The organism is Thiomonas sp. DCM-2 (genome assembly GCF_056820905.1).
On record NZ_CM165962.1, the window covers coordinates 1,125,075 to 1,144,880 of the forward strand.

At 64.7% G+C, this 19,806-nt stretch carries 21 protein-coding genes; 7 read left to right on the forward strand and 14 right to left on the reverse strand.

The genetic code is table 11. The features are described from left to right. Positions 1–154: 154 nt before the first annotated feature. Complete coding sequence (locus AC1ZQA_RS05435; RefSeq protein WP_482678802.1) at positions 155–1,243, forward strand: IS5 family transposase; 1,089 nt, start codon at positions 155–157, stop codon at positions 1,241–1,243. A 315-nt stretch (positions 1,244–1,558) separates the two neighbouring features. Here AC1ZQA_RS05435 and AC1ZQA_RS05440 read toward each other — a convergent pair whose 3' ends face one another. Further along, the gene (locus AC1ZQA_RS05440; RefSeq protein WP_482678803.1) at positions 1,559–2,398 is read right to left on the reverse strand and encodes an acyltransferase family protein; all 840 of its coding nucleotides are present in this window, start codon (positions 2,396–2,398) and stop codon (positions 1,559–1,561) included. A 52-nt stretch (positions 2,399–2,450) separates the two neighbouring features. On the opposite strand from AC1ZQA_RS05440, the gene AC1ZQA_RS05445 reads away from it, so the two are divergent. Then, positions 2,451–3,908, forward strand: a complete 1,458-nt coding sequence (locus AC1ZQA_RS05445; protein WP_482677112.1) for an IS5 family transposase — start codon at positions 2,451–2,453, stop codon at positions 3,906–3,908. Positions 3,909–3,946: 38 nt separating this feature from the next. Here the strand turns inward: AC1ZQA_RS05445 and AC1ZQA_RS05450 are convergent, their stop codons facing one another. The 7 genes from AC1ZQA_RS05450 to AC1ZQA_RS05480 form a co-directional block, all read right to left on the reverse strand. Next, the gene (locus AC1ZQA_RS05450; RefSeq protein ID WP_482678804.1) at positions 3,947–4,306 is read right to left on the reverse strand and encodes an acyltransferase family protein; all 360 of its coding nucleotides are present in this window, start codon (positions 4,304–4,306) and stop codon (positions 3,947–3,949) included. Between the two features lie 63 nt (positions 4,307–4,369). Then, positions 4,370–5,089: an ABC transporter ATP-binding protein gene (locus tag AC1ZQA_RS05455; protein WP_482678805.1), complete on the reverse strand. Its 720-nt coding sequence runs from the start codon at positions 5,087–5,089 to the stop codon at positions 4,370–4,372. Then, positions 5,086–5,802 (reverse strand): ABC transporter ATP-binding protein, encoded by a 717-nt coding sequence (locus AC1ZQA_RS05460; protein WP_482678806.1) that lies wholly within the window; start codon positions 5,800–5,802, stop codon positions 5,086–5,088. Before AC1ZQA_RS05460 ends, AC1ZQA_RS05455 begins: the two co-directional genes overlap by 4 nt. Next, on the reverse strand, positions 5,792–6,727 hold the full coding sequence (locus AC1ZQA_RS05465) for a branched-chain amino acid ABC transporter permease (RefSeq protein ID WP_482678807.1): 936 nt from the start codon (positions 6,725–6,727) through the stop codon (positions 5,792–5,794). The genes AC1ZQA_RS05460 and AC1ZQA_RS05465 overlap by 11 nt, the downstream gene beginning before the upstream one ends. Further along, positions 6,720–7,601, reverse strand: a complete 882-nt coding sequence (locus AC1ZQA_RS05470) for a branched-chain amino acid ABC transporter permease (RefSeq protein ID WP_482678808.1) — start codon at positions 7,599–7,601, stop codon at positions 6,720–6,722. Before AC1ZQA_RS05470 ends, AC1ZQA_RS05465 begins: the two co-directional genes overlap by 8 nt. Positions 7,602–7,700: 99 nt before the next feature. Next, entirely contained in the window at positions 7,701–8,948 is a 1,248-nt protein-coding gene (locus tag AC1ZQA_RS05475) for an amino acid ABC transporter substrate-binding protein (RefSeq protein ID WP_482678809.1), read from the reverse strand. 171 nt (positions 8,949–9,119) lie between these two features. Further along, on the reverse strand, positions 9,120–10,409 hold the full coding sequence (locus AC1ZQA_RS05480; RefSeq protein WP_482679277.1) for a c-type cytochrome: 1,290 nt from the start codon (positions 10,407–10,409) through the stop codon (positions 9,120–9,122). 193 nt (positions 10,410–10,602) lie between these two features. Between AC1ZQA_RS05480 and upp the strand changes: the two genes are divergently transcribed. The 3 genes from upp to AC1ZQA_RS05495 all read left to right on the forward strand — a co-directional run bounded on the left by upp (position 10,603) and on the right by AC1ZQA_RS05495 (position 13,127). Continuing rightward, the gene (gene upp / locus AC1ZQA_RS05485) at positions 10,603–11,238 is read left to right on the forward strand and encodes a uracil phosphoribosyltransferase (protein WP_482678810.1); all 636 of its coding nucleotides are present in this window, start codon (positions 10,603–10,605) and stop codon (positions 11,236–11,238) included. A gap of 31 nt (positions 11,239–11,269) precedes the next feature. Then, positions 11,270–12,589: a solute carrier family 23 protein gene (locus AC1ZQA_RS05490; RefSeq protein ID WP_482678811.1), complete on the forward strand. Its 1,320-nt coding sequence runs from the start codon at positions 11,270–11,272 to the stop codon at positions 12,587–12,589. Between the two features lie 100 nt (positions 12,590–12,689). After that, complete coding sequence (locus tag AC1ZQA_RS05495; protein ID WP_482678812.1) at positions 12,690–13,127, forward strand: hypothetical protein; 438 nt, start codon at positions 12,690–12,692, stop codon at positions 13,125–13,127. Here AC1ZQA_RS05495 and moeA read toward each other — a convergent pair whose 3' ends face one another. The 5 genes from moeA to murJ form a co-directional block, all read right to left on the reverse strand. Continuing rightward, the gene (moeA, locus tag AC1ZQA_RS05500) at positions 13,128–14,414 is read right to left on the reverse strand and encodes a molybdopterin molybdotransferase MoeA (RefSeq protein ID WP_482678813.1); all 1,287 of its coding nucleotides are present in this window, start codon (positions 14,412–14,414) and stop codon (positions 13,128–13,130) included. Then, positions 14,411–15,016 carry a molybdenum cofactor guanylyltransferase MobA gene (gene mobA / locus AC1ZQA_RS05505; RefSeq protein ID WP_482678814.1) on the reverse strand — a complete coding sequence of 202 codons (606 nt, stop codon included), beginning with the start codon at positions 15,014–15,016 and terminating at the stop codon, positions 14,411–14,413. Before mobA ends, moeA begins: the two co-directional genes overlap by 4 nt. Before the next feature lies 1 nt (position 15,017). Next, positions 15,018–15,359 carry a hypothetical protein gene (locus AC1ZQA_RS05510; RefSeq protein ID WP_482678815.1) on the reverse strand — a complete coding sequence of 114 codons (342 nt, stop codon included), beginning with the start codon at positions 15,357–15,359 and terminating at the stop codon, positions 15,018–15,020. Between the two features lie 10 nt (positions 15,360–15,369). Beyond that, the gene (locus AC1ZQA_RS05515) at positions 15,370–15,756 is read right to left on the reverse strand and encodes a TraR/DksA family transcriptional regulator (protein ID WP_482678816.1); all 387 of its coding nucleotides are present in this window, start codon (positions 15,754–15,756) and stop codon (positions 15,370–15,372) included. A gap of 88 nt (positions 15,757–15,844) precedes the next feature. Further along, a complete protein-coding gene (murJ, locus tag AC1ZQA_RS05520) occupies positions 15,845–17,383 on the reverse strand; it encodes a murein biosynthesis integral membrane protein MurJ (protein WP_482678817.1) in 1,539 nt (512 codons plus the stop codon). A 113-nt stretch (positions 17,384–17,496) separates the two neighbouring features. Here murJ and rpsT point away from each other — a divergent pair, with 113 nt between their 5' ends. Continuing rightward, positions 17,497–17,793, forward strand: coding sequence for a 30S ribosomal protein S20 (gene rpsT, locus AC1ZQA_RS05525; RefSeq protein WP_482678818.1), 297 nt, complete (start codon positions 17,497–17,499; stop codon positions 17,791–17,793). Between the two features lie 182 nt (positions 17,794–17,975). On the opposite strand, the gene AC1ZQA_RS05530 is transcribed toward rpsT, so the two are convergent. Beyond that, complete coding sequence (locus AC1ZQA_RS05530) at positions 17,976–18,377, reverse strand: DUF3579 domain-containing protein (RefSeq protein WP_482678819.1); 402 nt, start codon at positions 18,375–18,377, stop codon at positions 17,976–17,978. A gap of 234 nt (positions 18,378–18,611) precedes the next feature. Here AC1ZQA_RS05530 and AC1ZQA_RS05535 point away from each other — a divergent pair, with 234 nt between their 5' ends. Then, entirely contained in the window at positions 18,612–19,799 is a 1,188-nt protein-coding gene (locus AC1ZQA_RS05535; RefSeq protein WP_482678820.1) for an acetylornithine/succinylornithine family transaminase, read from the forward strand. The last annotated feature ends 7 nt before the right edge of the window (positions 19,800–19,806 follow it).

Genomic DNA, 19,806 nt, shown 5'->3' on the forward strand with positions numbered 1-19,806 from the left:
GCAAGGGACGCCTTGCATTGCATCCGTCCAGACCCTCGGCGCGGGTGCACCAATAGCATGAACAGGCCCTAACAGGCCGTTGAAAAATCCCCTGCGGACGCTCGCGTCGGCCACTACGAGCTGAAGCCACCCGAGAACGACGCAGACGAAGACGATGAGAGGCAACCCAGATTTCCAGGTGGCGATGTTCAGCTACATCAGCCTTGAAGAGCGCGTGCCGCAGGCCCACCCACTGCGCAAGTTGCGCGCGGTGGTTGATGCGTTGCTGGCAACGATGAACCGCGAGTTCGAATCGGTCTACGCCCGCCGTGGTCGCCCCTCGGTGCCGCCGGAGATGCTGCTCAAGGCCCTGCTGCTGCAGATCCTGTTCTCCATCCGCAGCGAGCGCCTGTTGGTCGAGGCGGTCAACTACAACCTACTGTACCGCTGGTTCGTGGGCCTGAACATCGAGGACAAGGTCTGGGACCACTCCACCTTCAGCGCCAACCGCGAACGCCTGTTCAACCAGGACCTGGCCCGCGCTTTCTTCGAACGCGTCAAGCTCAGCGCCCAATGGGGCAAGCTCGCCAGCGACGAACACTTCAGCGTGGACGGCACGCTCATTGAAGCCTGGGCCTCTCACAAGAGCTTCAAGCGCAAGGACGATGACAGCGCCAGCCCGCCCGGGCGCAACCCCGAGGTGGACTTCAAAGGGCAGGAGCGCTGCAACGACACCCACGCCAGCACCACCGACGCCGATGCCCGGCTTTACAAGAAAGCCCCAGGGGACAAGTCCCGTCTGTGCCACATGGGGCACATCCTCATGGAGAACCGCAACGGCCTGATCGTGGATGTCGAGATCACCCATGCCAGCGGCACCGCAGAGCGCGAGGCGGCGCTGGCCATGCTGGGTCGCCGAGGCAACAAGCACAAACGCGCCACGGTCGCAGCCGACAAGGGGTACGACACCAAGGACTTCATCAAAGGCTGCAGAACGCTCAAGGTCACGCCGCACGTGGCGGCCAAGGACAAGCTCTCTGCCATTGATGCGCGCACCAAACGGCACGAGGGCTACAAGACCAGCCTCAAAGTGCGCAAGCGCATCGAGGAGGCGTTCGGATGGATCAAGACGGTGGGTGGTCTGGCCAAGACCAAGCTCATCGGCCAGGCCAAGCTCACGGGCCAAGCGCTGCTGTGCTTTGCCACCTACAACCTGGTGCGCCTTGGGGCAATCGGCGGTTGGTGGGACGCGCATCATGCGTGAGCCGTGGGATACGTGCGCCCGAAAGGGGAAAAAAGGCCTGCAAACAGGCCGAAATGGCCCTCGAAATCACCTCGCATGCGGATCCGGGCCACTCGTTTCTTCGAAATCCACGAACTTCGCAAGTTCGGTGAGCACTTTTTCAACGGCCTGCTAAGGCAACACTGAACAAGTCCCTTGCGCGCTGCGCATCCGGCCTGCGGGCGGTCTGCGACGTTGCACATCCTCGCCATAGCGACGGCTATGGCTGTGGTGTGCGCCTTGCATCCCATCCCGCAGCCCGGTGCGCATCATCACAAGGACTTATTCAGTGTTGCCCTAATCGAGCGTTTGCGATATTCCGTCCGGACGTGTTGCTTGACAGCCGGGCTTGATCAGGATTTTTCCCAGCCGCATCATCGGGCGCTCCAGGATTTGATAGACCAGATGGGCGGCGGCAAGGGTGATGACGATGGTCGCGGTGTGAATCACGGCTGGATTGACGATTCCCAACCAGTGCAGCGCGGCCTTGGTCCAGATCAGGGCGATGGGATGCAGGAGGTAAATGCCGTAGGAAATCAGCCCGAGCCATTCGAGCTTGTTGTCCAGGAATTTGGGTAATGCCGGAGCGCATTGATAAAATGCGAAAACCAGCGCGATGGCCATGCAGGAAAAAGCGACGCGGAGGGGGCCGGAAACAATTCCGATTTGATCGCCCGAGGTTGGAAATAAAACGAAGGCGAGCACAATCAGCGTAAACAATGGCGACCGCCATGGCGCCGGAACTTCGATACTGCGAAAATTATAATACATGGCGATACCCGCGCAGTAGAAATACAGATTATTGAGCGGGTTGATGTATTGCGCCCATTGATATCGCAGATGCACAGCGGGATCGATGACCTTGAACGCAAAATAGAGCCCAATCAGGGCAGAAATCAGGGTGAGCAGATTGCCCATGGCTTTGCGCCAGTGGTATGCGGCAATCAGGCCTGGGGTCAGTGCGTAATACACCATTTCATTTCCAATCGACCAGGCACCCATATTGATGTAATGCGTGGGGGAAATGAATCCAAACAGGGTGGTCAGGTTGAGCGCAATCTGCCAGCCGCTGTAGTCCCCCCTGCAAAACCCCTGCACCCCGCATGAATGCACACTTTGTTGTGTTTTTCGGTGCACCGAATCCCTTGAGAAACGTTATGGTGGAGGCGATTTTCTGAGGGATTTCTGGATGGCAACGCCCGACTTTTTCCGCAGCCGCATCGACGCGATGATCAACCTGGGCGACCCGCTGGCGGTGCTGGCCACACGACTGCCCTGGGCGCAACTGGAGGCGGCCATTGCCGAGAAGTTTGCGCGCCAAGTGCGCGCAGGCACCGTGGTCGAAGGCATGGACCTGTTCGGCCCCAATCAGGCACTTGTGGGTGCAGGCGCCAGTGCTGCGGGTCGTCCACGGCTGCCCCTGCGGCTGATGATCAGCCTGCTGTATCTGAAGCACACCTTCAACGTCAGCGATGAGGAACTGGTCGTGCGCTGGAGCGAGAACGTGCTGTGGCAGTTCTTCTCGGGCCAGGCGTACTTTGAACACCGCCTGCCGTGCGACGCGACCCAGGTCGGGAGGTTTCGCCGCGCCTTGGGGGAAGACGGCCTGGAAGAACTCCTCAAGGCCACCATCGACACGGCTGTGGCCACCCGCGCCGTGCAGCCCCAGGAGCTGCAGCGGGTGATCGTCGACACCACCGTGCAGGAGAAGGCCATCGCCCACCCCACCGACAGCCGCCTGCTGGAGATCGCCCGCCACAAGGTGGTGCGCAGCGCCAAACAAGCAGGCATCCCCCTCAAGCAGACCTACGCCAAGGAAGGCAAGGCCTTGCGCTTCAAGGCGGCAGGCTATGCCCACGCCAAGCAATTGCGGCGTCTGCAGCGCGTGATCAAACGCCAGCGCACGATCCTGGGGATTGTGCTGCGCGCGGTGCAGCGCACGCTTCAGGCGGCGGACTTTGTCCCGTCTTCCCCCAAAGCGCTGGCTGCGCTCCAGGAGTGGATGGCCCGGGCTGAAGCCGTGCGCACGCAGCAACCCAAAGACAAGAACAAACTCTACGCCCTGCATGCCCCGGAGGTGGAGTGCATCGGCAAGGGCAAGGCGCGCAAGCCCTACGAGTTTGGGGTGAAGACGGCCGTGGTGGTCTCGCACCAGCAGGGGCTGATGCTGGGGGCGCGCACCTTCCCCGGCAATCCCTATGACGGCCACATCCTGCATGCGGCACTGGAACAGGCCACCATTCTGATGCAGGACTGGGCCGTGACCATCCAACATGTCGTCGTCGATCTGGGCTTTCGCGGGGTGGATGCCGACAACCCGGGCCGGCACATCCTGCACCGCGGCAAGTTCAAGCGCCTGACTGCACAGCAGCGCACCTGGCTGCGCCGCCGCTCGGCGGTAGAGCCGGCCATCGGACACTTGAAGGCCGATCACCGCCTGGATCGCTGCTGGCTCAAGGGGGCGCTGGGCGATGCGCTGCACGCCCTGAGCTGCGCGGCGGGCTACAACATCAAATGGCTGCTGCGCGCCATCGTCCGTCTGGGCCTGGGCCCGGTTTTTTTGCGCCTGCTGCGCCAGGCGCTGGGGGGTGCGCGGGCGATGGGCGCCTCACCGCCCGCCCGCTGCCCCGCTTGGGCACTGGCCTGAGACTGTGGGCTCGCCGCCCCAATCCCGACGCGGCTGTCTCATGGGGTGGCGTTCCGTCCGGTTGGGGAACGGAAAACGAATTTTGCAGGGGCGACGCTGTAATGCAGGCCTTGAAAATGAGCCGGAATCACGACCAGGGCAAGTGCCAGCCATAATAGGGGCCAGATGCGAAACAGTCGGCGCACCACAAACTCGGCAGCGTCCCTGAAACCGTGCAGTACGGCGTCGTAGGCAATGGCCATGCTCAGGCCGGACAGGATGAAAAAGACGCAAACGCCGTAGACGCCCAGCTTGCCCAGCAGGGTGACGGTGTCTGTCTGCCCGCTCATGTGATAGAGCATGATGGACACAGCCATCATGCCCCGCAGCCAGTCAAGCGAGTGAACCCGTTGCTTCATCGAGAAAAAAGGGGGCAGTGTAATCACCGCAGGCAGGCATGCGGCCTGCTTGCCCCACGCGGGTCAGAGGCCGAAGTAGGTCTCGCGCACTGCGTCGCTGGCCTGCAGCTCTGCGCGGGTTCCGGAGAGTCTGACCTTGCCGTGGTCGATCAGATAGCCGCGGTCAGCCAGATCGAGAAAGGCCACGTTCTGCTCGGCGATGAGCAGCGCGGTGCCTGTGCCGATGCTGGTCTTGAGCACGTCGATGACCTGTTTCACGAAGACCGGTGCCAGGCCCGAGGACGGCTCGTCCATCAGCAGCAGCCGGGGCTCGGAGATCAGCACCTTGGCGATGCCCAGCATCTTGCGCTGTCCGCCCGACAGCGTGCCCGCCGCGTCGCGGCGCTTGGCGGCCAGATCGGGGAACAGCGCGAACAACTGCTCCTTGCGCTCGCGCACCTGCGCGTCGCTCAGGAAATAGCCGCCCAGGGCGATGTTCTCGTCGATCGACAGGGTGGGAAACACCCCCAGCTCGGACATGTAGGCCATGCCACGGCGGATGCGCTGGTCGGGCGGCAGTCGGTCGATGCGCTCTGCGGCGAAGGCGATCTCGCCGCGCCAGCACGGCAGCAGGCCGATCAAGGTGCGCAGCAGGGTGGACTTGCCCGCGCTGTTGGCACCGAGCAGCAGCACGGTCTCGCCCGGCATCACGTCCAGATCCACGCCCCAGAGCACCTGCAGCGCGCCATAGCCGGTCTGCACATTGCGCACGCTCAGCAGTGGGGATGCGGTTGCCGCGCTCATGCTTCGCCTCCGAAAAACGCGGCAACCACCTCCGGATGGCGCGAGGCCGCGTCGAGCGAACCTTCGAACAACATGCGACCGGCGCCCAGCACGATGACGCGCGAGGTGATGCTGCCCAGAAACGCCATCAGATGTTCCACCACGATCAGCGCAATGCCGCGCTGGGCCAGCCTGCGCAGCAGATCGGCGATGGCGCCGAGCTCGGCCGGGTTGAGCCCGGCGCCGATTTCATCGACCAGCAGCAGCTTCGGCCCGGTGGCCAGGGCGCGACCCAGGTCGAGCAGCTTTTGCTGGTTGACCGTGAGTGAACCCGCCTGCTTGTCCGCCTGCGTCTCCAGATCGATCTCGCGCAGGATGCCGCGCACGTCCACCGCATGTCCGGGCTGGCCGAAGTGCGCCGCGACCTCGATGTTTTCGCGCACCGTCATGTCGCGGAAGGTCTTGGGCACCTGGAAGGTGCGGTTGATGCCCAGATGCACCAGCTTGTGCATCGGGACGTGGTGCACAGGCTGGCCGTTGAACGTGATGTGTCCGCTGTCTGTGCGATACAGCCCGGAGATCACATTGATGGTGGTGGTCTTGCCCGAGCCGTTTGGCCCGACCAGTCCGACAATCTCGCCGGGCGCCACGCCAAAGCTCACGTCGTTGAGCACCACATGACCGCCAAAGCGCTTGTTCACGCCCTGCAGTTGAAGAAGGAATTCAGAAGACACGCAGCCCCCTGCGGGTGAACAGCGACAGCACGCCGCCGGGCATGAACAGCACCAGCAGCACGATGAGCAGACCGTAGATCAACTGAAAGTATTGCGGCGTGGAAATGCCAATGGCCGAATACAGGCTGTAGAGCACCCCGGCGCCGATCAGCGGGCCAATCACCGTGCCCACGCCACCGAACAGTGCAAACACGATGGCGAATACCGAGATCTGCAAGGTGAACACCGCCTCGGGGTAGAACACCGACAGATTCCACGCATACACCCCGCCGGCCAGTCCGGCCACGCCGGCCGAGATCAGCCAGGTGATCAGTCGCGCCCGCACGATGTCGATACCGGCCATCGCCGCGCTCACCGGGTCTTGCTTCATCGCCCGCAGGCCCATGCCGAAATTGGATACGCGAAAGTAGGCGGCCAGCGCGGTGGCCAGCAGCAACACCGCGAGCATGGTGTGGTAGCTCGCCGCCGGTGCGTAGACCTGCTCGATCTTCAGGCCATACGGCCCGCCCGTGATGTCGGCCAGATTGGTGTTGGACACCACGTAATACAGAATCTGCGAGGCCGCCAGACTGGCGATGGAAAAGTAGGCGCCCGACAACCGCAGCAGCGGCCCGAGAATCAGCCCCATCACCACGGCCGCCAGCCCGCCGCCCAGCACGCACAGCAGCACCGGCAGGCTGGTGTGCAGCACCAGCAGCGAGGTGGCGTAGGCGCCGCAGCCGAAGAAGCCCACATAGCCGAAGGGCAGGTAGCCGGTAAATCCGTACAGCAGATTGAGCCCCTGCGCGAGCACGATGAAGGTCATCAGCGTGAACAGCAGCGACTCGTTGCCATACACATGCGGCAGGAACAGGAACAGCGCGGCCAGCAGCACCAGCACGATCAGGCCGGAGCGCCAGCGTTTGAGCCAGGAGCGATCAGACACTGCGCACCGCCTTTCCGAGCAGGCCTGTGGGGCGGATGAGCACAATCACCAGCAGCAGCACATAGGGCACGAGGTTGGACCAGGAGGAGTAATAGGTCTGCATCAGCATGGTGCCCAGGCCGAACACCAGACCGCCGATCACCGTGCCCAGCGGGTTGCCCAGCGAGCCGATGATGACAATCGCAAATGACGTGGTGGTCAGCCCGTCGCCCAAATCCGGCGAGACCGAGCCGAGCAGATACGGCAGAAACACCCCGGCGATCCCGGCCAGCGCCAGCCCGGCCACGAAGGCCAGCGCAGACACCTTGTTCACGCTGATGCCTGTGGCCAGCGCCTCATCGCGGCTGGCCATGATGGCGCGGGTGGCGTAGCCCAGCTTGGTGCGGGTGAAATACAGCCACAGCGCCAAGATGGCAACCATGCTGAAGGCCGCAGCCCACCACCAGCTGTCTGGAAATTCCTGACCGAGCACACCGATATTGCCCGCGCCCAGCGCCTCGCTGGGCAGCGAGCGCTGGTCGGCGCCGAAACCCAGCACGGTCAGCGCTTCGAGCATCTGACCGATGCCGAAGAACAGGATGAAGGACAGCATCTCCGGGTCGCCGCTGCGCTGCAGCCGGGGCACCACGGCGTAATAGAGCGGAAAGCCGATGACTGCTGCGGCCACGATGCTCACCGGCACGCCCCACAGCGGATTGAAGCCGTAGTGCCGCGACACCAGCCAGGCCGCATACGCGCCCAGCACGATGAACTGGCCATGCGCCAGATTGATGATGCGCATGACCCCGAAAATCAGATTCAGACCGATGCCCACCAGGCTGAAAAAGATGCCATACAGAATGCCGCCGATGATGGCGTATTCAAGCAGTTCCACGCGCCCTCCCTGAGCTGTGCTGCGGCGTTTCGGCGCCCCTGCCTTTTCCTTCCCGAGGGTTGGGGCCAGACCGGGGCGGCCCTGCCGCTCGCCTGCCGTTTATTGCTGCGGCGCCGGATACACGGCCTTGCCGGTGGCCTTGTCCTGCGGATAGACCACCACCATCTTGCTGCCCGCGCCCTCAGGCACGATCTGCGCCACCGGGAAAGGCTGGCCGAGCTGCGCGCCGTTGGCGTTTACGTCAAACGCGCCCAGCAGCGTGGTGGTCTTGCCCGACATGTCCATGATGGCCTGATGAAAGTCCTTCTGCGTGAACTGCGGCGACATGTCGAGCATGTGCTGCACGATCAGCCCGGTGTTGTAGCCGGCGCAGTCGAGGAAGTTGGGTTCCTTCTTGTTCGCCGCCTGGAAGGCCTTGACGAAGTCGGCAGTGTTCATGCCGTAAGTCACCTTCTCGTACTTCACCAGCGGCGGGGTGGGGTAGGTGTAGGTGTAGTTCAGCGCCTTGGCTCCGACGTTCTTGGTGATCAGCCCCAGCAACTGACCGGGGAAGATGGTGAAGGTCATGGGGAAGTGCAGACCGCTTTGCGACAGCCCGCGCAGGAAGGCGATGTCATTGGGGGCGTAGCCGAATTCCAGCACCGCGTCCGGGTGGGTGGCGGCAATGGTGTGCAGCAACACGGTGTAGTTGGACTCGGTGGTGGGCACGCCGTGGTCGTAGACCGGCTTGATACCCGCCTTGGCCAGCACCTCCTTGAGGGTGGTGGCCTGCGACGCGTCAAAGTCGTTGGCGCCATACAGGATGGCCACGCGCTTGATCTTCTGCTGGATGATGTAGTTGGCCAGCGGGATCGGCCACACCGTGCTCGACGGAATGCTCACGTCGGCCAGATAGTCGGTGGGCTTGGTGAAGAAGTTGGCGCCCGAGCCGGTGGGATCGATCAGCAGCATGTGGTGCTCGGCTGCCAGCGGCACGGCCACCGAAGTGAGCACCGAGCCGAAGTCGGCCACCAGCACGTCCACCTTGTCCTGGGTGATGAGCTGGTTGTAAAGCGTGGTCGCGGTGGAGGTGGAGCTCTGGTCGTCATACGCGACGATCTTCACCGGGATTTTTTTGTTGAACGCCTTGACGAACACGCCGCCTTCCTTGTTGATGGCGGCAGCCCAGAACTGCAGACCCTCGTACTGGCCCTGCGAGGCCACGGCGAACGGGCCGCTGCTGGCGTAGAGCGTGCCGATCTTGATGTCCGCAGGCGCTGCGGCGGCATGCGCTGCCACGGCTGTGGCACTCAGGGCCAGGCCAGCGGCCACGCGACGAAGGAAGGTTTTGGGTGAAGGTGCGGACATGAGAGTCTCCAGAGAATGAGCGACGCGTGCATCGCGCGCCGATGAATGTCATGTTTCATTCTCTTCCGGGACTTTGCCCGAAGCGGTGAGGAAGTGTGTTGGGCAGAAACGAGACGTATCTGAAACCGGAAAAACCCGGCGATGCCGGGTTGGAAGGCGCGATTTTTCGTCTCAGTGGTGCAGGGTGCTTTTGCGGATCCTGGCCACTTCGCTGGCGCTGACATTGGGCGCGTCGTTGCCCCAGCTGCTGCGCACATAGCTGGCGATTTCCGCCACCTGGGTGTCGTTGAGCGTGGCGCCCAGGTCGGGCATGGCCATGGGGCTGGGGTTGCCCCGGGTCTCGACGGTATGTCCGCCGTGCAGCATCATGCGGATGGTGTTGAGCGGGTCGGGGGTGTTGACCGTGGGGTTGAGCGCCAGCGCCGGAAACACATTGGGCAGGCCCTGCCCCTGCGCCTGATGGCACATGGCGCAATGCGCGGCGTACAGCGGCGCGCCGGCCTGGGCAGCGGCGGTCATCACCGGCGGGGTCGGCCTGTTGATCGCCGAGTTCGGCCGAACGGGCGGCAGCGACTTGAGGAACACCGCGATCGCGTGCAGATCGTCGTCGTTCAGGTGTTGGGTGCTGTCATGCACCACGTCGGTCATGCTGCCGACGATGGTGAAGGTCGGTGTCCGGCCGGTCTTGAGCAATTGCACCAGTTCCGCCGGTGTCCAGCGGCCCAGGCCATCCTGCAGGTCGCCGCGCAGGTTGGCCGCATACCAGTTGTCGATGCGCGCTCCTGATAGATACAGACTGCCGTCCGGGCCGCCGGGTGCCAGCGTCTTTTCCTGCAGGAAGGGGCCGCGCGGCGTGTGGCAGGCGCCGCAGTGGCCCAGGCCCTCCACCAGATATGCGCCGCGGTTCCACTGCGCGGTCTGCTTCGGGTCGGGGCGGTACACGCCGTCGCGGGCGAACATCCAGTCCCAGATTGCCAGCGGCCAGCGCATGTTCAGCGGCCAGGGGATGTCTTCCGGTCTGTTGGCCTGCGCCACCGGCTGCACGCCGTGCATGAAGTAGGCATAGAGCGCGCGCATGTCCTGCGGGGTGATGCGCGCGTACGACGGGTAGGGCATGGCCGGGTAGAGGTCACCCAGCCGGGGCGATTTGCCGTGGCGCAGCGCGGCGTCGAATTGCGCAAAGGTCCAGTTGCCGATGCCGTCGGTCTTGTCCGGGGTGATGTTGGGCGAGTACACCTTGCCGATGCCCATGGGCAGATTCATCGGCAGCCCGCCGGCAAAGGGCTTGCCGCCCGGCGCCGTGTGGCAGGCAATGCAGTCACCGGCACGGGCAAGATAGGCCCCGCGCAGCACTTCAGGGTCGTTGGGAGCGGGAACGGCAGCCGTGGCCTCGGCACCGAGCGTGCCTAGCAAGATGCCAACAAGGGCGAAGGTCAGGGTGCGCAGGCGACGGGTGCTCATGCTGAACATGTTGAAATCCTCCTCGAACGGCCGACACGCGCCAGCCTCTGTTGCGCTGCATCAAGACTAGGTCTGCGACGGGCACGCGATGTAACCGCAGGCTGCATGCAAAGCCGGATGCCACAGGGGCGCTGCGCAGTCGCGGGCACAATTGGATGTCTGCATTGCATCGCGACACAAAACGGAGAACAACATGAACGATCCCCTGGTCCACGTCGTCACGCACCCGCTGGTGCAGCACAAGCTCACCCTGGCCCGCAGCAAGGACACGACCACCGACAACTTCCGCCGCCTGGTGCGCGAAATTGCAGCCATGCTGGCTTACGAGGCCACGCGCGACCTGCCCACGGAACTGGTGGACGTGAGCACCCCGGTGGCGGACTGCCGCATGCCCATCCTCGCCGGCAAGAAGCTGTGTCTGGTGTCCATCCTGCGCGCGGGCAACGGCATGCTCGACGGCATGATCGATCTGCTGCCCAACGCGCGTGTCGGCCACATCGGCCTGTACCGCGACCCGGCCACGCTGGAGCCGGTGGAGTATTACTTCAAGGTGCCCGAAGACATGGCCGAGCGCCTGGTGATCGTGGTCGACCCGATGCTCGCCACCGGCAACTCGGCGGCTGCTGCACTCACCCATCTCAAGCGCGCCGGAGCCACCACATTGAAACTGGTGAACCTGCTGGCTGCGCCCGAGGGCGTGCGCACCGTGCGCGCAGCCCACCCGGACGTGCCCATCACCCTGGCAGCCATTGATGAGCGGCTCAACGACCACGGCTACATCGTCCCCGGCCTGGGCGACGCTGGGGACCGCATTTTCGGCACCAAGTAACCGCAACACCAACCCACGCGAGGAGCGCATCATGGCCGAAGGCTACTTTCCCAAATGGCAACTCAAGACCAGCGGGGTGATCGCCCCGGATGAGCGCCTGCCCGCCCCGCAGACCCTGGCGATGGGGCTGCAGCATGTGGTGGCCATGTTCGGCTCCACGGTGTTTGCGCCGTTGCTCATGGGCTTCAATCCCAACATCGCCATTCTGATGAGCGGCATCGGCACGCTGATCTTTTTCCTCGTCGTGGGTGGGCGGGTGCCGAGCTATCTGGGCTCGTCGTTCTCGTTCATCGGCGTGGTCATTGCGGCCAGCGGCTATTCGGGCGCGGGGGCGAACCCGAACATCGGTGTGGCGCTGGGCGGCATCATCGCCTGCGGAGCGGTCTATGCGGCCATCGGCCTGATCGTCATGGGTGTGGGGGTGCGCTGGATCGAGCGACTGATGCCGCCGGTGGTGACCGGTTCGGTGGTCGCGGTGATCGGGCTGAATCTGGCGCCGATCGCCATCAAGAGCCACGGCGCCAGCAATTTCGACGACTGGATGGCGCTGATCACCTTTGTCAGCATCGGCCTTGTGGCGGTGTACACCCGGGGCATGGTGCAGCGCCTGCTGATCCTGGTGGGGCTGCTGATTGCCAGTGCGATCTACGCCGTGCTGACCAATGGACTCGGGCTGGGGACGCCGATGGATTTCTCCGGCGTGGCGCAGGCCGCGTGGTTCGGCCTGCCGACGTTTGCAGCGCCCGAGTTCCAGCCGCGTGCGATGACCCTGATCGTTCCGGTCGTCGTGATTCTGGTGGCGGAGAACCTCGGCCACATCAAGGCGGTGACCGCAATGACCGGCCGCAACCTCGATCGCTACATGGGGCGGGCGTTCCTTGGTGACGGCATTGCCACGATGGTGTCGGGATCGGTGGGAGGCACGGGGGTGACGACCTATGCCGAGAACATCGGCGTGATGGCAGCAACCAAGATCTACTCGACGCTGATTTTTGCCACGGCCGCGGTGATCGCCATTCTGTTCGGCTTCAGTCCCAAGTTCGGCGCGCTCATTCACCTCATCCCGCCGCCGGTGTTGCGCGGTGTGGCCATCGTGATCTTCGGGCTGATCGCGGTGTCGGGCGCGCGCATCTGGGTGGACAACAAGGTAGGCTTTTCCGACAGCCGCAACCTCATCATCGTGGCCATCACCCTGATGCTGGGCACGGCGGATTTCACCCTCAAGTTCGGTGACTTCGCCCTGGGCGGCATCGGCACCGCGACGTTCGGCTCCATTGCGCTGTACGCCCTGCTGGGACGCAGGCAGGCCGCGCAGGACGGGCAGGACAAGCTGCTGGATGCGCTCGAATGAGCCCTTTGCTGCGACCTGTTGCGACTTTGACATCCATTGACGCGCAAAACCGCGCCGCTGGAGTCCAATCTGACGCATTCACTCTACCGGAGAGTCTTGCGTGGACATTCAAACCATCGATCAGCAGTATCAGCAGTTGCAGGGCGAGGCGCAGCAGGTCGGACAGCAATTGCAGGCGCTGGCCGCCAAGCTGCAGGCGGCAGCGCAGGGCGGCAATCAGGACGCCCGCGAATGGCTGCTCGACCTGCGCGAAGTGGCGCTGGGCGTGCAGACCGAGCAGCAGCAGATGAGTCAGGTCTTGCAGGCGATCCACGCCATGTGGCAGAACCAGGCCCAGCAGATGCAGACCATGCCGGCCGCGATGCAGCCGGGCTACATGCCGCAGGGCATGATGGCGCAGAACGCCGCGATGCCCATGCAGCAGGGCGGAGGCCTCATCGGGGCACTCGACGGGTTTCTGAACTCCGGCTTTGGCCGTGCGATGGAAATGGGCGCCGGCTTTGGCCTGGGCGACGATCTGATCAACAAGATTTTCTGATCAGACCAGCCCCTCGAACAGCAGCACGTCCACCAGATCGCCGGCCTGTGCGGTGGTCTGGTCGTGGTGCAGCACGATCAGGCCATGCGCCTGCGACATGGAGCTGAGCACGCCCGAGCCCTGATTGCCGATGGCGCTCACCTGCCAGCGGCCATCGGGCAGCGGGCTGAGCAGGCCGCGCTGGTACTCGGTGCGGCCGGGCTTCTTGCGCAGGGTCTGCGCGCTGACCGCACGCAGCATCGGCTGCGGCTGGGGGCTTGCGCCCATGCAGTGCAGCAGGGCAGGGCGGACGAAGGCGTAGAACGTCACCATCACCGCAACCGGGTTGCCCGGCAGGCCGAACAGCCAGGCGCTGTGCCCATCCGAGCGCAGTTGACCGAAGGCCAGAGGCCGACCCGGCCGCATGGCGATGCGCCAGAACACCACCTCGCCCATGCTGGCGAGCGTGCTGCGCAGGTAGTCGGCCTCACCCACGCTGACCCCGCCCGAGGTGATGACCACGTCGGCGCATTCGGTGGCGGTGCGCAGCGCGGCTTCCACCGCCTGCGGGTTGTCGGGCACCACGCCGAGGTCGATGACCTCGCAGCCCAGACGTTCCAGCATGCCCCACAGGGTGTAGCGGTTGCTGTCATACACGCAGCCTGCGTCGAGCGGCTGGCCGACCGAGCGCAGTTCGTCCCCGCTGGAAAAGAAGGCCACGCGCAGCCTGCGCCGCACCGACACTTCGGCCATGCCGAGCGAGGCAATCAGCCCCAGATCGGCCGGGCGCAGCAACTTGCCCGCAGGCAGCGCGGCCTTGCCGCGCGCCAGGTCTTCGCCGCGCAGGCGGCGGTTGTCGCCCGCGCGCACCACGCCCTGCGGGATGGTGACCGTGTCACCCTCCACGCGGCAGAACTCCTGTGGCACGACGGTATCGCATCCGGCGGGCATGACGGCGCCGGTCATGATGCGCAAGGCACTGCCCGGGGCCACGTCGCCGACGTAGGCATGCCCGGCCAGACCACGCCCGGCGACGGTGAGTACCGTGTCACCCTGCGCGGCGAGATCGTCTCCGCGCAGCGCGTAGCCGTCCATGGCCGAGTTGTCGTGCGCCGGCACGTCGATGGGGGAGACGACATCCTGCGCCAGCACCCGGCCCAGTGCGGCGCGTACCGCCACGCGCTCAACGGCCAAAACGGGCTGCACACTGGCCTGCATCACGGCCAGGGCGGCGTCCACCCGCAGCGCGTTGGGGTCGTAGCCGCTGACGCAGGAAATGACGTGCTGCAGATCGAAAGGACTGGTCATGGCGAGTCGGTGCGTTCCAGGCGTTGCAGGTCGTCCTGGGTATTGATGTTCTCGAAGGCACGGGCATCGTCGAACTCCACGATGGCCATGCGGTGCTGCGCCGCCCACAGGTCGATCTTGCTGCCGCCGGATTGGAGGAAGGCGCGCAGATCGTCGCGCAGGTCGGCTTCCATCAGGCAGAACACCGGCTGCAGGCGGCCACCCGCCTTCGGCAGTGCGATGCGCGCCTGCGCCTGCAGCAGCCCTTCGCCCATCCGGTGCGCCAGGTCGTGCGGCAGCAGCGGCGAATCGCACGGCGCGGTGAGCAGATACGGTGTGGTGCAGGCATCCAGACCGGCGAGAAAACCGGCCAGCGGTCCGGCAAAGTCGCGCGCCCGGTCGTCGGTCAGCACCGGCAGTCCCCAGGTACGGTAGGTGTCCAGGTTGCGGTTGGCATTGATGCGCACGGGGCCGACCTGGGGCTGCAACCGCGCGAGCACCTGCTGCGCCAGCGGCAGACCGTGCCAGGGCTGCAAACCCTTGTCGACGCCGCCCATGCGGCTGCCGCGCCCGCCAGCGAGGATCAGGCCGGTGATGTCGGCACGGGCGATGGAGACCGACATCTCAAAACCTGTCGCGCTCGCCCGGCTCGCGGACCTGCTGCGTGGCGTGGGAAGCATCGCCCCAGCGCACCGGGCCTTTCATGATGGAGACCACCAGACAGCCGATGCCCACGGTGAACACCAATGTGGCATCGAATAGGCTCACGCCGAGGCAGAAGATGTCGATCAGGTCGCGCGTGGGCTGTGGATCGCCCTCCACCAGACCAGGCTGGTAACTGGTCTTGAGCCAGGCGCCGATGATCCACGGCAGGCCGACGCCGATGCAATACGCTGGAATCAGCCAGCGGTTGAGGACCCGCTCGAGACCGGCGGTTTCAAGGGGCGGGACGGGACGTGAGGACATGCCCTGGATGCTACAGCCGCGCGCCGCCCGGCGTGAGGTGCTGGTGCTCAAAACGCTGCTGGCAGACGGTGCAGCGCAGTACGGTGGGCTCGGCCATCAGGCGGGCGGGCTCGATGTCGGCGCCGCAGTCGATGCACACGCCAAAGTCTGGCGTATCCAGGCGCTCCAGGGCGCTGTCGATGGCGGCAAGCTCGGTGGCGTCGCGCGCTGTCGAGGCGATTTCCACCGCGTCCATGGCCTCGACCACGGCCTCGTCGTCGGTTTCGCCACGGTGGCTGCGCACCGCCAGCGTGCCGTCCTCGCTGATGGACTCATCCCGCAGATCGGCCACCATCTGGGTGCGGCGTTGTTGCAGTTTGGTGCGCAGGGTCTCGCGCTGGTCGGGGGTGAGGGGCATGTCGGTCTCCTGAGTGGGTCTGCCGTTGCAGATGATGCGCTCATTGTGGAATACGGTCATCACCAGCAGCTTGCGCTGGCGCAACACATCACTCGCTGTGCATGAATTGCCGCAGGCGGAAGCCGAGCAGCCGCAGGGTGGCGAAATACAGCAATGCAGACACGGCCAGCAGCCCCAGACCCATGCCCAGCCGCAGCACATTGCCGTGCGCCCGGTCCCAGGGCAGGGCGGCGGCGCCCCACAACATCAGGCCACCCAGCGGAATCTGTGCCAGCGCCACCTTGCTGACGTACCGTCCCCAGCCCGGCTGCGGCTGAAACATGCCCCGCTTGCGCAGACCCCGAAACAGCAGGCTGGCGTTGAGCAGCGCGCCGATGGAAATCGCCAGCGCCAGCCCGGCATGTCCCAGCCAGGGCACGAACAGCAGATTCATCAGCTGGGTGCAGGCCAGCACCACCAGGGCGATTTTCACCGGGGTGCGCAGGTCTTGCCGGGCGTAGAACCCTGGGGCGAGGATCTTGATGCCGATCAAGGCAATCAGGCCGATGCCGTAAGCCCGCAACGCGCTGGTCGTGGCCAGCACGTCGGCATGGTCGAAACGTCCGTAGTTGTAGAGCATGGACACCAGCGGCTGGGCGAAGATCAGCAGCGCAATCGCGCTGGGCAGCGCCAGCAACAGCGTCAGCCGCAGCCCCCAGTCGAGCAGGGTGCTGTACTTGGCGACATCCTCGGTGGCCACCGCGCGCGACAGGCTGGGCAGCAGCACAGACCCCAGCGCCACCCCCAGAATCGCGGTGGGAAACTCCATCAGCCGGTCGGCATAGGCCAGCCACGACACACTGCCCGCCGCCAGATGCGAGGCGATCTGGGTGTTGATGACAATCGACACCTGCGCAACCGACACCGACAGACTGGCGGGCAGCATCTGCTTCACCACCCGGTGCACGCCCTCCGAGCGCCAGGCCTTGAGAAAGCTCAGGCGGAAACGCGGCACCACCGCGTATCGGCGCAGCGCCGGCCACTGCACCGCAAACTGCGCCACGCCGCCGATCATCACCCCGATCGCCAGCGCGTAGATCGGCGGATGCACCAGCCTGTGCAATCCCACCGCGGCGCCGATGATGGCCAGGTTGAGCAGCGCCGGGGTGACTGCGGGCACGGCAAAGTGTTTCCAGGTGTTCAGAATGCCGGCGCTCAGCGCCACCAGCGAGATCAGCCCCGCGTAGGGGAACATCAGCCGCGTCATCCAGATGGCGGCGTCGAATGCTTCGGGGTGCAGGCCCGAGGCGGTGAGCCACACCAGCACCGGGGCAAGCAGCACGCCGGCCAGGCTGATGGCCGCCAGAATCCAGAACAGCGCGGTGGAGACCTGATCGATCAGTTCCTGGGTTTGCTCGACCGACTTGGTCTGCCGGGTCTGCGACAGCAGCGGCACGAAGGCCTGCGAGAACGCGCCCTCGGCAAACATGCGGCGCAGCAGATTGGGCAGGCGAAACGCCACATTGAACGCATCGGTCCAGGCACTGGCGCCGAAGAATGTGGCCACCATGATTTCCCGCACCAGCCCGGTGATGCGCGAGGTCAGGGTGAGAAGGGAGATGGTGGACGCGGCCTTGAGAAGATTCACCCGGCAGCATTATAGGAAGGCAGGGCGTTCCGCCCGAACGCTTGCTGGTGCCTCGCTTGATTTTGTCTATAATGGTTAGTTTTCCGAGCAGGCAACACAGAAGGATTTTCCACATGGCAACCAAAGCCGCAGCCAAGAACAAGAGCGTTCGCACCCCGTCGGGCCGCAAGCGCGCGCGTCAATCCATCAAGGCCAACGCCGCCAACACGGCGCTGCGTTCGCGTTTTCGCACCGCCGTGAAGTCGGTGCGCAAGGCCATCGCCGCTGGCGACCATGCCAAAGCCATGGAGGTCTTCAAGGCCAACGCGCCCGTGCTCGACTCCATCGCCGACAAAAAGATTTTCCACAAGAACACTGCCGCGCGTCACAAGAGCCGACTGAATGCGGCAATCAAGGCGCTCGCCGCCTGATTTCGGTTTGCCTGCTCCGGCCTGCGCTTCGAGCCCTGTGCTCTCGGCGCAGAGCCCATGAAAAAGCCCGCTTGCAGCGGGCTTTTTTGCGAAGCCAGTTCTGCACTGGCGTTCATTGCGCCTTCCTCTTCAAGTCAGGGCAACTCGGTGCGCGAAGTCACCAAACCATCCGGGTCGAGCGTTCAGGCCGTCTGCAGCACGCGCTGCAGTGCGTCGCGGGCGAGGTCCAGGTCCGCCATGTCGGGCTCTGCAGCGTCGACCTGGGTCAGGCAGGCCTCGACCACATCGAGCTGGTTGTCGCGGGCGAAGTTGAGCAGAAAGTCGAACGCCATCGGCTCGATGTCGCGCAGCGACTCGCTCACCACCAGGCAGCGCACGCCCTCGACCACGGTCGGAACGCAATACGGCGAGTAGCCCAGGTGGGCTTCCTTTCGACACAGACCAACAGGGCGGAACCGGGCCATCAGGCCGGCAAGACGCTCTGCCCAGTCGCTCGGGCGGAAGATGCGGCCGTCTGCGGTGATGCCGCGGATGAAAATTTCTCGGGGTTTGACAAGTTGCAGTGTGTGGGGGAAGGCGCTCATGGCTGAATCCTTGAAGAGGCAGTTTTGCTGCGGTGCCGCAATTATGCTGCAGCGCAGTATTACCGGGTTAACCCGAAGGGTGATTCTGTGTTGCAGTTGCAACAAATACTCCACCCGGTGTGTGCCGCGTCCTGTCATCTGCCCCTCCTTATAATTCCGACTTGCCCCCGGTGGCGCAGCGCGTTTTGATGCTTTGCCCGCCGGGTTTGCTTTTTTTGCAAAGGAGAAATGACCATGCCCTCTCATGTGATGCAGACCTATGCACGGCAGCCCATCGCCCTGTCGCATGGTGAGGGGGCCTGGGTCTGGGATACGCAGGGCAAGCGTTACCTCGACGCCTTGTCGGGCATTGCGGTCAACACCCTGGGGCATGCCCATCCGCGCCTGGTGGCGGCAATCGCCGACCAGGCGGGCAAGCTGATCCATACCTCCAACCTCTATCAGATCCCGCTGCAGGAACAGCTGGCCGACCGGCTGTGCGCCCTGGGCGACATGGAGACGGCGTTTTTCTGCAATTCCGGTCTGGAGGCCAACGAAGCGGCGATCAAGCTGGCGCGGCTGCACGGTCACCACCGCGGCATTGCCCGCCCGGAAATCGTGGTGTTCGAGCGCGCGTTCCATGGGCGCTCGCTGGCCACCCTGTCGGCCACCGGCAATCCCAAGGTGCAAAAGGGTTTCGAGCCGCTGGTGGAAGGTTTCGTGCGGGTTGCCCTCAATGACGCCTCCGCCCTGCAGGAAGTCGCCAATACCCATCCGAATGTGGTGGCGGTGTTCGTTGAGGCGATCCAGGGAGAAGGCGGCATCCAGCCGGCGCATGCCGACTTCTTGCAGGCGGCGCGCGCCCTGTGCGACCGCCACGGCTGGCTGCTGATGATCGACGAGGTGCAGTGCGGCACCGGCCGCACCGGCAAGTGGTTCGCGCATCAATGGGCCGGGGTGGAACCCGATGTCATCGCCCTGGCCAAGGGATTGGCCTCGGGTGTGCCCATTGGCGCGATCCTGGCTCGCGGTGCTGCGGCGACGACCTTCGGCCCCGGCCAGCACGGCACCACCTTCGGCGGCAACCCGCTGGCCTGCCGCGCCGCACTGGAAACCCTGGCGGTGATCGAGGACGAGGGCCTGCTGGCCAATGCCGCCGCGCGCGGCACGCAGATTCTCCATGCCCTGCATCATGCCTTTGCCGGGGTGGACGGCGTGGTCGAGGTGCGCGGACAGGGGCTGATGATCGGCATCGAGCTCGACCGTCCGGCGGGCGAGCTGGTGCGCATCCTGCTCGAGCGTGGTGTGCTGCTCAATGTCACGCAGGAGCGGGTCATCCGCCTGCTGCCGCCGCTGATTTTCACTGCAGAGCAAGCCGATGCCTTGACCCAGGCACTGGTCCCCGCCGTGCGGGACTTTCTGCAGACTTCCCCCGCGCAATGAATCCAGA